17 protein-coding genes are annotated in these 12602 nt (G+C 63.1%); 8 read left to right on the forward strand and 9 right to left on the reverse strand.

The window, feature by feature from the left end:
• Window positions 1-167 precede the first annotated feature (167 nt).
• The 4 genes from I2I05_RS11700 to I2I05_RS11715 all read left to right on the forward strand — a co-directional run bounded on the left by I2I05_RS11700 (window position 168) and on the right by I2I05_RS11715 (window position 5645).
• Window positions 168-1763: an L-tyrosine/L-tryptophan isonitrile synthase family protein gene (locus I2I05_RS11700; RefSeq protein ID WP_196282423.1), complete on the forward strand. Its 1596-nt coding sequence runs from the start codon at window positions 168-170 to the stop codon at window positions 1761-1763.
• Between the two features lie 95 nt (window positions 1764-1858).
• Complete coding sequence (locus I2I05_RS11705; protein ID WP_196282424.1) at window positions 1859-3622, forward strand: TauD/TfdA family dioxygenase; 1764 nt, start codon at window positions 1859-1861, stop codon at window positions 3620-3622.
• 90 nt (window positions 3623-3712) lie between these two features.
• On the forward strand, window positions 3713-4885 hold the full coding sequence (locus I2I05_RS11710; protein WP_196282425.1) for an NAD(P)/FAD-dependent oxidoreductase: 1173 nt from the start codon (window positions 3713-3715) through the stop codon (window positions 4883-4885).
• Between the two features lie 193 nt (window positions 4886-5078).
• Window positions 5079-5645: a hypothetical protein gene (locus I2I05_RS11715; RefSeq protein ID WP_196282426.1), complete on the forward strand. Its 567-nt coding sequence runs from the start codon at window positions 5079-5081 to the stop codon at window positions 5643-5645.
• Between the two features lie 63 nt (window positions 5646-5708).
• On the opposite strand, the gene I2I05_RS11720 is transcribed toward I2I05_RS11715, so the two are convergent.
• Window positions 5709-5978: a DUF1294 domain-containing protein gene (locus I2I05_RS11720; RefSeq protein ID WP_196282427.1), complete on the reverse strand. Its 270-nt coding sequence runs from the start codon at window positions 5976-5978 to the stop codon at window positions 5709-5711.
• Window positions 5979-6063: 85 nt separating this feature from the next.
• Between I2I05_RS11720 and I2I05_RS11725 the strand changes: the two genes are divergently transcribed.
• Window positions 6064-6549, forward strand: coding sequence for a hypothetical protein (locus tag I2I05_RS11725; RefSeq protein WP_196282428.1), 486 nt, complete (start codon window positions 6064-6066; stop codon window positions 6547-6549).
• Window positions 6550-7023: 474 nt separating this feature from the next.
• Here the strand turns inward: I2I05_RS11725 and I2I05_RS11730 are convergent, their stop codons facing one another.
• Together I2I05_RS11730 and I2I05_RS11735 are read right to left on the reverse strand one after the other, a co-directional pair.
• Entirely contained in the window at window positions 7024-7449 is a 426-nt protein-coding gene (locus I2I05_RS11730; protein ID WP_196282429.1) for a hypothetical protein, read from the reverse strand.
• Window positions 7450-7601: 152 nt separating this feature from the next.
• A complete protein-coding gene (locus I2I05_RS11735; protein ID WP_196282430.1) occupies window positions 7602-7934 on the reverse strand; it encodes a hypothetical protein in 333 nt (110 codons plus the stop codon).
• A 291-nt stretch (window positions 7935-8225) separates the two neighbouring features.
• On the opposite strand from I2I05_RS11735, the gene I2I05_RS11740 reads away from it, so the two are divergent.
• Window positions 8226-8408: a hypothetical protein gene (locus I2I05_RS11740; protein ID WP_196282431.1), complete on the forward strand. Its 183-nt coding sequence runs from the start codon at window positions 8226-8228 to the stop codon at window positions 8406-8408.
• Here I2I05_RS11740 and I2I05_RS11745 read toward each other — a convergent pair.
• The 6 genes from I2I05_RS11745 to I2I05_RS11770 form a co-directional block, all read right to left on the reverse strand.
• Complete coding sequence (locus tag I2I05_RS11745) at window positions 8405-8632, reverse strand: hypothetical protein (protein WP_196282432.1); 228 nt, start codon at window positions 8630-8632, stop codon at window positions 8405-8407. The two genes, I2I05_RS11740 and I2I05_RS11745, sit on opposite strands and share 4 nt — an antisense overlap.
• Window positions 8633-8959: 327 nt before the next feature.
• On the reverse strand, window positions 8960-9424 hold the full coding sequence (locus tag I2I05_RS11750) for a hypothetical protein (protein ID WP_196282433.1): 465 nt from the start codon (window positions 9422-9424) through the stop codon (window positions 8960-8962).
• A 102-nt stretch (window positions 9425-9526) separates the two neighbouring features.
• A complete protein-coding gene (locus I2I05_RS11755; RefSeq protein WP_196282434.1) occupies window positions 9527-9877 on the reverse strand; it encodes a hypothetical protein in 351 nt (116 codons plus the stop codon).
• An 86-nt stretch (window positions 9878-9963) separates the two neighbouring features.
• Entirely contained in the window at window positions 9964-10500 is a 537-nt protein-coding gene (locus tag I2I05_RS11760) for a hypothetical protein (RefSeq protein ID WP_196282435.1), read from the reverse strand.
• 157 nt (window positions 10501-10657) lie between these two features.
• The gene (locus I2I05_RS11765) at window positions 10658-10951 is read right to left on the reverse strand and encodes an energy transducer TonB (protein WP_196282436.1); all 294 of its coding nucleotides are present in this window, start codon (window positions 10949-10951) and stop codon (window positions 10658-10660) included.
• Between the two features lie 358 nt (window positions 10952-11309).
• The gene (locus I2I05_RS11770; protein WP_196282437.1) at window positions 11310-11474 is read right to left on the reverse strand and encodes a DUF3606 domain-containing protein; all 165 of its coding nucleotides are present in this window, start codon (window positions 11472-11474) and stop codon (window positions 11310-11312) included.
• Between the two features lie 194 nt (window positions 11475-11668).
• Between I2I05_RS11770 and I2I05_RS11775 the strand changes: the two genes are divergently transcribed.
• Both I2I05_RS11775 and I2I05_RS11780 read left to right on the forward strand, forming a co-directional pair.
• Window positions 11669-11893, forward strand: a complete 225-nt coding sequence (locus I2I05_RS11775) for a hypothetical protein (protein ID WP_196282438.1) — start codon at window positions 11669-11671, stop codon at window positions 11891-11893.
• A 123-nt stretch (window positions 11894-12016) separates the two neighbouring features.
• Window positions 12017-12403, forward strand: coding sequence for a hypothetical protein (locus tag I2I05_RS11780; protein ID WP_196282439.1), 387 nt, complete (start codon window positions 12017-12019; stop codon window positions 12401-12403).
• Window positions 12404-12602: the final 199 nt, after the last annotated feature.

Genomic DNA, 12602 nt, shown 5'->3' on the forward strand with positions numbered 1-12602 from the left:
GTTTACTGTAAACTCGTTGCCCGGCTAGTGCTGCACTCCTGCATTAGGAGCAGAAGAAAGGGAATTCAGATTTTAGCATGCGTGCCCCCGGCTTCGCTACCTTTAACGAAACGCTTGATGCCCTTTCCCACGCTTACCTGCCTGTTTTGACAACCCCGCTTTCTGCCTTGCCCTTTGCTGTTCCATCGGCCCGTCGGCTCTTACTTGATACCGGCCTGGACTTATTAGAAAAGCAGGGTTTCCACGACGTGTCCATCGCCGACATTGCCGCGGCGGCGGGGCAACCGTTAGCCGAGGCGTACCGCTACTTTGGTTCCAAAAACGACTTCGTGCTGGGCCTCTACCAGCGCATTCACAACGAGCTAGAGGCCAGCGCACCCGACCTCCCCACCGGCCCGATAGCCTTGCGCTTTCAGGTGCTGGTGCGCCAGAAGCTTACGTTGCTTGCGCCGCACCGCCGCCTGCTTCGTTCACAAATGGCCACGTTGCTCGACGCCGAAGCGCCCACCGGCGTGCTCAGCCCTGAAACGGAAAGCATCCGGCTGCGCGGGCTGGCGCTGTTTGAAGTGGTGGTAAATGGTGCCACCGACGCGCCTGCGGAAGCGCTGACGGCGCAACTGGCCCAGGCATTGTATGCCGCGCACTGGGGCGTGCTGGGGCTGCGCCTGCTTGACCGCTCGGCCGATGGCCAAGCCACTGACAACCTGCTCGAAATGCTGAGTGCCGGATTGGCCATGACCACGCCGCAGCTCTCGACCCTATTTGGGCCGTTGCTACTGGGCCAGGTGTCCACGGCCATTGGGCAGTTTTTGGAGGTGGCGCCGGAAGTAGATTTTGACGTCGCCCGGCGCGTGGCCAAATTGCTTATGCTGCACCGCAAGGTGCTGCGCACCGGCCCCGACGACCCGGCCGCGCCCGATGAGCAGAGCATTGCCTTGCAGCTGCCCAAGCTGCACTACTACATCCGCCAAGGCCTGGCAATCCACCTGATTCTGCCCGCGTTTCCGGCGAAGTCACCCAATCCCCACAAAGTGCTGGGCAAGCTCCCCGACCTGGGCGAAGAAATTGCGCTCACGTTTTTGCAGAGCCTCTGCGACGACATCCGGCAGGTGTATGCGCCAGGCGCCCGCATTAGCGTTTGCGCCGACGGGCGCGTGTTCGCCGACCTCGTGCAGGTGAGCGACGCGGACGTGTCGGCCTACAACGAGGTGTTGAAGCAGCAACTGCGGCAATTGGGCACGACGGACGTGGCCGTGGTAAACCTCGAAGACCTGCTGGCCACCACCTCCTTCGACGAGGCCCGCACCTGGGTTGTGGCCCACTACGGCGAGCCGCTGAACGAGCTCAAGGCCCGCGTGCGCGACACCGCGCACCACCGCGCCCTGTTCAACGGCATCCACCGCTTCGTGTCGGAAGACGGCCTGGCGCTGGCGCCTGAAAAAAGCAAGAACCGGGTGAAGGAAGAAAGCAAGGAAGTGGCCTACGAAGTCATCCGCCGCAGCAACGCCTGGACGCGGCTGCTGGCCCAGGAGTTTCCCCACGCGGTGCGCCTGAGCATCCACCCCCAGCACCCGCATTCCGACAAAATCGGCCTGCGCATCACCCGCGCTGTCGACGACTGGCTCACGCCCTGGCACGGCGTGGTGGTGCTGCGCGACAACGACTACGTGCTGATGAAGCGCCACCAAGCCGAAGAACTGGGCGCTGAGCTGGTGGAGAAAGACGGGCGACCCAGCCACTTCGTCGCCGGCCCGAATTCTTAACCAACCCGTCCGAATTATCCACCACGACGCGCGCCTCGGTACCGCACCTTTGCGGCGGTCATCAGGTATTGGTGCGCCCCTCCTCCCCGTTTCGTATGCCCGCCTATTCCCTCGAACCCCAAGCGCCCTTTGGCCTGCTCGTGCGGGCCAGCGCCCCCGGCCAAACCATCGCCGGCATTACCGCCGACCAGATAACCGCGTGGGTACAAGCGCACCGCATCCTGATTTTTCGAGGGTTTGAGCTGTTCGACAAAACGCAGTTTGCGCTCTACGCCCAGCAGCTGGGCGAGCCGCTGCAGTGGCCCTTCGGCGCCATCAACGAGCTGAAGGTGAAGCCCGACGCCAAGAACTACCTCTACACGCCCAGCGCCGTGCCGCTGCACTGGGACGGCGCCTTTATCGGCCGCATCCCCTACCTTATTTTCTTTCAGTGCGTGAAAGCGCCCCGCGCCGAGGACCGCGGCGGCACCACCTTCGCCGATACTGGCCGGGCCCTGGCCCGCGCCACGGCCGCGCAACGCGCCCGCTGGGCCACCGCCACGCTGCGCTACCGCACCGAAAAAATTGTGCACTACGGCGGCACCCTCACCCAGCCCCTCACGCAAGCCCACCCCGTCACCGGCGAGGCCACGCTGCGCTTCGCCGAGCCGGTGCACGACCTCAACCCCGTGAATGTGGAAGTACTCGACGCCACCTCCACCGAGCAAGCCGACCTGATTGCCGAACTGCAAGCCGCGCTCTACGCCCCGGAAGTGTTTTACATTCACACCTGGAAAGACAACGACATTGTGCTGGCCGACAACCACGTGCTGCTGCACGGCCGCGACGCGTTTCTCAACCCCAACGAGCGGCACATCCAGCGCATCAACCTGCTGGCGCGGCCCGCACAGGGCGGCCTGGCCCAGTTTCTGAAAAACAGCAAGACGCTGCGCCGCACCGAGTTTCTCATTGCCGAAATCCCGATTTTCCTCATTCCCATCCTGCTCAGCGCCGAAGATTTTCGCTTCCTGAAAACGCCGAAGCTGTACGTAGGTTTGGCCGGTATCTACCTGCTTTTCAACTTTGGCGACATGGTAAATGCTTACGCTGACCGCCGCGTGGACGCCGTGTACAAAAGCCACTTATCCAACGCCGTTTTCGAGCTGGGCGACCGGGGCGTGCGCTGGCAGATGCGGGCTTCATTGGCCGGCACAGTGCTTATCAGCGTCTGGCTGACGCGCCATACCGGGCGCTGGCAATTCGTGCCGCTCACCGTCATTGGGTGGGCGCTGGGCTTCCAGTATTCGTGGCGGCCCCTCCACTTCAAGTCGCGCGGGCTGTGGCAACTGGCGGCGCTGTGGGCCGTGATTTTCTTCGGTCCCATGGCTTACACCGGCAGCCTGGTGACGCGCTTCCCCAAGCCAGCTGTCCTCACGCTGGCTGCCGCCTACGGCCTGCTCCAGGTGGGCGTGCTGATGCTCAACAACGCCGAAGATTTTACCGAAGACCAGGCGGCGGGCCTCAACACCGCCATTGTGGCGCTGGGCTTGCACCGCAGCATGCGCGTCGCCCAGGCCCTGACCAGCGGCGCGGGGCTGCTGGCGCTGGGCAGCTTCGCGTACTTATTCAAGGCCGAAAAACTGCCCAAAGCCGCTTACGTGGCCCTGCTGCCATTGGCCGGCGCCGTGGCGTACGTGGCCCAAGGCTACGAGACCATCAACCAGAAAATAGCCGCCAAAGACGAACCTGCCGCCACCGCCATACTCAAGGAAAACGGCATGTTAGTGCCCCAGTGGCTAAAGGCCACCGCCTACACCAGCCTGCTGGCCGCCAGCGTGCTGTTCGCGGCCCGCGTACTGCGCCAGCCGAAACTGGCTTGAACGAAAGGATGCGGCCATGCCGCGACTGCGCTCCGCAGGAACGTGCTTTCTCTGCTTCTCTGATTTTGCCTAGCTGACTACATCATATCCATGCCATCCCCCGCAACCAGCGCACCCCAGAAAATGCCCGCCGAGCTTTACGACTGCGCCATCATTGGCGGGGGCGTGGCGGGGCTGACGCTGGCCCTGCAACTGGCGCAGGCGGGGCGAAAGGTGGTGCTGTTTGAGAAGGAGACGTATCCGTTTCACCGCGTGTGCGGCGAGTACATCTCCATGGAAAACTACGATTTTCTGTGCCGCCTGGGCGTGCCGCTGGCCGAGATGGACCTGCCAAAGATGACGCGCTTTACCGTGTCGTCGCCCACGGGTGAGGCGCTGCATCACCCACTCGATATTGGCGGCCTGGGCATCACCCGCTACGTGCTGGACCAATTGCTGGCCCGGTTGGCCACCGAGTACGGCGCCACCATTTGGGAGGGCACCAAGGTGACGGACGTGGGTTTCGCCGACGAGCAGTTCACCATCTCGGTGGCAGGCGGCGCCACGTACCAGGCGCGCACCGCCTGCGGGGCCTGGGGCAAGCACGCCAACCTCGACAGCAAGTTGCAGCGCTCCTTTCTGGAGCCCAGCCGCCAGGGCCGCCAGTTTGTGGCCGTCAAGTACCACTTGCAAATAGATCATTTTCCGCAGGATTTGGTGGAAATGCACAACTTCCGGGACGGCTACTGCGGCCTCTCGCCGGTGCCCGGCGGCCTAACCAACTGCAGCTATATCAGCGACGTGCGCAACTTGCGCGCTCACGGTAACAGCGTGGCCGAGATGGAACGCCAGGTGCTCATGCAAAATCCACTGCTTCGCCCCTACTTGCAGGAAGCCCAGCGCGAAGGCAACCCACCGATTGTCATTTCCCAAATTACCTTCCGCGAGCGCTCCACCGTGGACGCCCACGTGCTGATGCTGGGCGACGCGGCCGGTACCATTGCCCCGCTGGCCGGCAACGGCATGAGCATGGGCATGAACGCAAGCTTCCTGCTCCACGGCCTGCTGCTGGAGTTCCTGGAGGGCCGCATTTCCCGTGCCGAACTGGAACAGCAGTACACCCGCGCCTGGCGGCGCTTGCTGCTGCTGCGCATCACGGCGGGCCGCTTCATCCACCAGTTTTTTGGTCGTCCTTCGCTCACGACCCTTGCTATCCAAGTTCTGAAACGAGTGCCTGGGCTAACGAATCAGGTGCTTAAACTAACGCACGGCAGAAGCTACTAAGGCCGTGGTCTCGAAGTAAACAGCGGCAATAATGCTGCGCCTTCCGTTCATCATAAGGGTCCGAAAAGTAAAAGAAGGGTTCACGTATCGTAGTGGTCCCGTAGTGGCTGCTGTGCCACTACTTTCGGGGCTCGTTCCCGCTGCGTGCCCCTGCATGCAACATGCGTAAAGAAAGCCGTTAATTTGCTCCTACATGAACCCTTTCCTTGCTTCGCGGCGGATGATTCGTTGGTCCGTGGTGGTGTTGCTGGCCGCCGCCTGCCAGCAGGAGAAGCAGGTGCACCAGGATTCCGAGGTGGAAGTCGTGTACCGGTTCCATCTCCAGACCACCCTGCAGCTCGCGAAACCAGCAACCATACCGGTTGAAATAGCCCCGCGGTTTCGTCGATTTCCCACCGAAACCGCGGCCAACAACTTTCGGTTTCGACACGAACGCCTGCTGCGGTTTGTCGCCCTGGAGGCAGACTCGGGGGTCCGGCACGCCTTGCGCGCGGACTGCCTGGCCACGCCCAATGGGTCCAACGAACTCGCCGTCTTACGCCAGCAAGTAGCGGTGCTCCGACACCAAACGGACCTGCGTCCCCCGAATGAGCAAGGCGCGCCCGTTCGGCTAACGTTCTCCGCGTCCTGTACCCCCGGCGATGGCCGAAACTATTACTATGTCGAGACCAACGTGGCGCGCCTCCGGTATTCGCGCGGGGATGTGTACGTGGTGCGTAATGGCGCCGTGGAACGCACAGTCAACGTTTGGATGACGTAGCTTACCGTTGGGGGAACCGTTTGTCCGGTTCACTTTAACGGTCGTGCCGTGCACGCGCTTCGTTCAGCGGAAGGACGGCCAGGCGAAATAGAGCACCGCTCCTTGCAGCAGCGTCAGCCCCAGGGTCACGCCCCAAAAAGCGGCTTTGCGGTTTTTGTGGTGCAGCAGCCAAATGGCCGCCCACGCGCCGGGCGCGGTGCCGGGCAACGTGGCCAGGTGCAGCGTGGTTTCGGCCAGGCGCCGCTGGCCCCGTTGGGCGTTGCGTTTATCCCAGGCGAAGAGCAGGAAACACAGCAGGTTGAACAACAACAGGCCAGTTAGGACTATTTTCATGGTGACCGCAAGATAGAGAGGCGTTCAGCAAAAGGGTCCGAACAGTAAAAGGAGGGTTACTTTCGGCCTTGCCTAGGTCAGCTCCATGAAGGGTTTCTGGTTACTGCTCGTCCTCGCCCCCGCGTGTTCCCCCGGCACCCCGCCCCCCTCCGTGGCCGTCGAGGTGCAGGTCGGGCTGCCCCGTGCGAACACCGACGACTACTTGGAGGGCCCGGGCCTGGGCGTGCGGCTGAAAATGACGAACCTCACCAACGCCCCACTGGTGTTTGGCGGGAGCACGGACTGTGCGGCGCGTCCTTATCCGCTGGTGGTCGAACACCCCAACGGGAAATTGCGGCTGCACGCCGCAAGCCGCGATTGCCGGCCCCTCACCATCCCGCAGCACGCGAGCCGCTATCCCGTCCTGTTGGCGAAGGGGCGGGAGGTACTCGACGCCTACGATTTCACCGACTCGTCCTATGCCACGCTCATTGCCTTGGAACGCGAATGTCGCGTGGTGTACGTCCAGCCGGACGGCCGGGCACCGGGCAAGGTCGGCAGCTTCCGGGTACACTATCGCAAGCAGCCTTAGGTATTCATTCCAACGCTGTTCGTACCCACTTCGCTGCGTTCACTTTAACGGTACTGCGGTAAACATACGCTGTTCAAAGTAAGGAGCGGATGCTCGAACGAGCTCCTCCTTTAGTTCTTCTTTTTCGATGGGAGATCCCGGACGCTGATTCGGAGGCCGTCAACGGGGCGTCCGGAGCGACGAAAGGCAGCGGTGTCCATTTTCACGGCCGACCTCGACGCCATGCGCGGGGAAGCGGCGGCCCTTTTGGGGTGAGGGACTCCTTGCCCCGGGGGGCGTTTAGGTGCAGGAGTTGGCGTTGTTTGGGCGGAAGCAGGACCGCATAGGCCGAATAGCGTCATGCCCAGTAGGAAAAGGGGGGTGGGTTTCATAACCAGGGAAAAGGTGAATGAGTGAAGATACTGACCATGAGCTGTTATTGACCTTCATTCAAACGGTGGCGCCGTAAACAGCTCGGTTCAAAGTAAGGAGCGACTAGTTGCCCTCCCCCTGCTTCGCGGGCCTGGCCAAGGCTTTTACGGCTTGTTTCCCGTTGGCGAACAGGGAGAAGAGCAGCGCCAGGTGGAGCAGCACGGGCCGCCACAAAGCGGGGACGTGGTCGAGGCCGTACACGACGACGGCGTCCGGAACGGACCAGGCGTAGCGTACCCGGAGCACCGGCCCGACGAATTGGAATTTCTCACCCGTCCATAACGGACGGGTCACGCAGACCCCGCGGTGCTCGAACGCGTTGAAAAACCGAATGTGCAGCGTTCCATTGGGCAAGAGACGCACCGCGGCGTCGGCCTCTTGGTACCACAGATGCAGCGCGTACGCGGGCCAGGTGCGGTCGGTCAGCCAGGCGCTGGCCCGCAGCAGCAGCACGAATCGAATCCAGGCGCCGGCGTTGCGTGGGCTCATGGGAAGTCAAGCAGGGGCGGCGCCCCCGCGCCCGGGGACTGGACGGGCGCCGCCGGGGGGAGGGGGGCTTCGGGTGGGTTCCCTGAAACGGGGCGCAAAGCACCCGGCGTGCCCGCGCGACGGCCCCGCGTGGGCCTGCTCCTGCGGCCCGGTTAGGGCAGGGGGGCCACCAAGGACTCGACCAGGACCGGACCGGGCGAAGCCCCGCCCAGGACCAGGGCGCGCCGCAAGTCCGCCCCGGCGTGGGCCACGAGCAGGGCCATGCCCCGCTTGGCGAAGGCCCCGTGGCAGGCACGCAGCACCCGGGCGGTGGCGCCGGCATCGGCTGCCGCCACCAAGCTGCAGTCGAGCCACACGCGGGGCGGGCCGCGGCGCCACGCCCGGTGCAAGGCCCGGGCCAGGGCGTGCGGGTCGGCCACCTGCCGCGCGCTGGCCACGATGAGCACATAGCGCCCGGGCAACGGGACGGGGTACACGGCCAACATGGGGCAAAGGGATGAACAATTAATTAAAACAATATCACATTCATTCGTAAAAAAGTTATATAATGTGTAGCTTACGCGTCCTTTCCCGAATCGGTTGCATGCCTGCGCGTGGCGATTCTCCGCCGGCGAGGCCCCGGGCCGGGCGCCGCTGGTTTGGTCCAAGAAGGAGATCCTGACAACGCATTTACCCCTGAACGTGCGATGAGCAACGCCTTGCAGCGCCTGGCCGGTTTCCGAAGCGACGCGTGCCTGGCGACGGTGGTCCGGTGCGGGCCCGCAGGGGAACTGGCCGTGTTCCGCAACGGCCGGTGCGTGGCCGCCATTGCGCTGAGTCCCCGGGAACGGGACGCCCTTCAACAGGCCCTGCCCGCGCCCCACAACCTGCACCCGCTGGGCGCATTCCGCCGGGCCTTGCAATCCGGCGGCTTGGCGCGTGACAACGGCCCCGTCGCACGGCGGGGCCGGCGCCGCTAGCGGAACTGGCGCAGGGTCGTTTGCAGCACGTTCACCAAACGGGCGTGCCGGTCGGCATCGGACCCCGGCGCCCGTTCGTGGGCCCAGGCCCGCAGCCGTTCCCGCACCAGCGGCAGGCCCGGGTGCTGCTCGGCGTCCAAGGCGTCCAACGCCGCCGTCAGGCGGCCCACTTGCTCGTACAAGCCGGCCGCCTCCGCGACCGTTCGGGTTTTTACGTCGTGCACCTGGCGCAGGCAAAATCTTCGCCAAAGCCCGGCGCAACGGACCGGCCCGGTTCTCCATCCGGTTCGGTTGGGCGCCTGGTTTAATCCGAGTCGGTAGGCCCTTGGCCATCGCCCGGCAACGGACTGGGGCACCCGCAGGCGACGGGCCCGAGGAACAGGCGCAGAGGCCAAAGGCTATGCCTCTCTGCGCCTGACGGCCAGCTGGCAACTGGTGACTCAAGCCCGTTCCACCGGGGAGGAGGACTGGCCGAAACCAGGAAAACTGCCTTTCCCTTTACTTTAGGCCTTATTCCGTTTACAAAAACGGTAGTATGAGCAAGAGATGGTTTACTCGGCTCCGTAATCGTTGTTGAGGCAGCGCAGGCTTTTCACCGGCACCTCGACCAGGTGGCCCTGCGCATTCACCCCCCACGCCCGCAGCGGAAAGGGCAGATAGCGTTTCGGAGCGGCCGGCGCCCCCTGATACAAGACGAAATACAGCTGGGGCTTGCCGGTGGCGGCCGCGCAATAGGTGATGTCGACTTCGCGCCGCGGCGCGGCGGTGGTCACGCGCACCGTGTCGACGATCGCAAAGCGGGCCCGCTCCGTGCGGGCGGTGAGGCGCTGTTCGAAGGCCAGCACCAGCTGGCCGTTGCGGCACTGCTGCTGCGTCTGGGCGTAGCAGGCGAGGGCGTTGCCGCTGTCCTCCAGCAGCGCGGAACGGCAAGCGAAATACCCCGGCAGCACGAGGCGCGGCGGGCGGCGGGCACCGAAAGTGAGGAAGCAGAAGGGCAGCAGCAAGAGCACGCGCATGGGCCGGGGGCAAGGGGAAGCGCAAGGTAGGGAGCGTAAGGGTAGAGCCGTCAAACGCTCTTCCTAATGTTCAGCCAAACGGTCGGAATCGCGAAACGAGGGTTACGGCATATTTGACCATGTAAACCATGCGCAGCCCACGAGGGCACATAGGAGGTTTACTGCCACGGCGCGCCACAACAACGGCTTCGGCCCGGCCCAACTGCCGGGACGGTGCCACCGACGAAAGAGCAAGCTGATGGCGGCGGTGGCCAGGGCCAGCACCAGTCCGAAGAGGCCCACCACGAGCAAACGCAGGGCAAGGGAGGGAAAGAACCCGGCTACTTGGTGCTGACGCACCAGGTCTTCCTGGGAGCCGAGCGTAAAGACGCTCCCGAACAAGGTCAGCAGGCCACTACCCAACAGCAGGACAGCACAGAAAAAGGGAAGCACCGCGGCAAGGATTCGACTCATTGACACTAATAAAACCGCCACTGGTGAAGTCGTAAGCAGGCAGCAAGTTGTTCAGGAAAAGGGTCGGAATAGCAAAACGAGGGTAATTAAATGCCCTCAGCACCCTCAAAGGGCGGGACTTGCAACTGCGGCCCGAAGCGTTGTTCCAAGTCCGTTAATCGCTCGGCTGTCAGGGCAACGGGGGCTACGTGCAGTTCGGTGCGGACCAGGTCGAGAAAGGCCTGCTCCTGGGCCGATGCCGGCGCGGGTGCTGCGGCATAGTACGCCAGGGTTGCGGGGGCATCGTAGGCCAGTTGTTCGAGTTCAAACCAGCCCGTCTGGCACCCAATGCTCAAGAACTCGGCCACCGTTTCGGCCACGACCAGGTTCGCCTCTGCCAGGGGCACGGTCATGACCACGGGGCCGTCGGCCGTCTCGTCGCGGGCGTTCAGCACACTGAAGTGGACGCCGTCGCCGCCCGTGCGCGCGAAGCTGAGCGTGTTGGTCGGCGTGCACTCGTAGCCCCCGTGTTCTACGGGCCGGACGGGTAGCAGGCCGCAATAGTCCACGTGGCGGAACGCTTGGCGCCCCCATCGAGCGGTTATGAGGTCGTCGAGCGCAAAAAACTCTTTGATTCGCAGCATCGCGTCACAGCAGGAAAAGGCACCCGATCAAAGAGGGCCAATGGGATGTAAGGTAGGGGTAAGGTCAGCTGAAATCTGTTCAGCAAAACGGTCCGAAAAGTGAAACGAGGCTTTCGATAAAGTCTCGCATACTGGGCCCAAGGAGGCGCTCAACGGCTTAGGGCTGCTTCTTTACCGGAATGGTCACGGGTACCGTAAAGCTCACGGCCACCGGCTGCCCCCCTCTCCGACCGGGGACAAAACGCGGAAGCTGCCGCATCGTCGCCAGGACGGCGGAATCCACGTCGGCCCGTAGCCCCTTCAGAATCTGCGGATGGCGGACCCGGCCTTCTTTATCGACCTCGAACGACACATACACGCGGCCGACGGGGGCAGCCGGTGGCACGACCAAACGCCGGTGGATGGCGGCAACACTAGCGCGCGCTCCTTCCTGACCGTTTAGGGTTGGCATGTGTTCCACATGGACGTAAACCTGATTGGGGTCGACCGGCTGAGCAGGGAACTCATTACGAAGCGGCCCGGGTCCGGGACACTCTATTTGGGTTCCGTAGTCAGGCCCTTGTTCACCAGAAGTAAGCTTTTTTGTTACCGGAGGCCGCACCACGACCGGCTTGCTCGCGCGTTTTTTGGGCGGCGTCTGGGCCATGGCGGTGCTACCCACTAGGGCAACCAACAGCGAAGCGCAGTAAGCATACTTCCGGTTCATAGGGAGGGACGGGTTAACCGCTGGCGAGGATGAACTACACAACGCAAAAGTTCAGCCAAACGGTCCGAACCGCAAAAGGCGCAGGTGTTCTGTCTGCTCCCCTTCAGCGCTCCAAGTACGCCCGCACGTCGGCGGCCAAGGGGCCGACGGCCAGCACGGCGTTGCGCAGGCGGGTTTCGGTGCAGTTCAGGGTTTGGCACCAGTAGTTGACTTCCACCGTGGAAGCGAGGTGGACGCGCGTGGCGTCAGCCGGAGGAGAAGGGAGCATGCCCGCTATACGCAAGGGCGCAAAAAAACAGGGAGTTTTCAGCGAAACGGTGATTTACGGGGCACGATTCTTTTTTTGAGGCCCGCGGCGCTGCAACGTTTTGGGCCCGTGGGCCTCTTTGGTGTAGGGACGCGACGGCAGGCGGTAAGCCACGGCAGGCTCCCGCGTCGCGTTGAGGCGAAAGGAGCCGAGCCATGCAAGTACCCCCGTTTTATTCCCCCTGGCGCGGCCTGGCCCTGCGCGACGTCTGGCACGACAACGACGCCTGCTTTGTGGCCAAAAGCATCCCGCCCCTGCACCGGCTCCCCGGCACGGGACCCACCGGGCGCGCGCGGTGCGAGTACTGCGCCCTGCTCACCGGCGCCGCGGTGCCCACCGGGTTCCGGAAGTTTTGGCCCCGGTGGGCCCGCCACCGCTGACCCGGCGCCGACCCGCCCATAGTTAACGTCTCAGAAAAGAGGTTTAGCCTAACGGTCGTGCCGTAAACGCGCTCCGTTCAAAATTAGGAGCGTAATTATGCCCATTCTATCAGCCGACAAGGAATGAGCACTTGGCAACAGGATGTAGTGGAAATACTGGGAGCCTTCAAGGAGGAATCGGCCTTTGGCGGAGAAGTCCTGCTTCACCTAAACGGGGAGCAGCTTCGTGTAGGGTTTAACGTCAACGAACGCGCCTACATGCTATTAAAAAAGCTGGCTTCGTTTCAACCGTTTGAATCAGTCGCAGCGGGTAAGTACCACTATTTCTTTGCCGGCAGTTACCGCCAGATAGGCGAGGATACGGTGATGACAGGCATCCAAGTCGTTCAGGACCGACGGCACAAAAAGTTTGAAATAGAATTGACCAAAGGCTTGCTGGCCAACTTGCAGTGGCTACAAGAAATCAGCAGTAAAGAGCAGGTAGAACACCTACTCCGCGTAAGTGGGTAAAGGAGCCCAGTTCACGCAAACGGTCGTGGCTGTTGCAGAACTGCCTAAGCGGGCATTTCCCACCGGTTTCCTGGGGCATCAACGACTGGGATAAGCCGCTGAAGCCCCGTTTTCGGCCGTGCGCCCTGGCGGTTGCTCGGCGATGCGTGCACTCGGTGAGTTCTGCAACAGCCACGGTCGGAAGGGCAACAAAGGGATT

This window comes from Hymenobacter jeongseonensis (genome assembly GCF_015694725.1).
Classification (GTDB): domain Bacteria; phylum Bacteroidota; class Bacteroidia; order Cytophagales; family Hymenobacteraceae; genus Hymenobacter; species Hymenobacter jeongseonensis.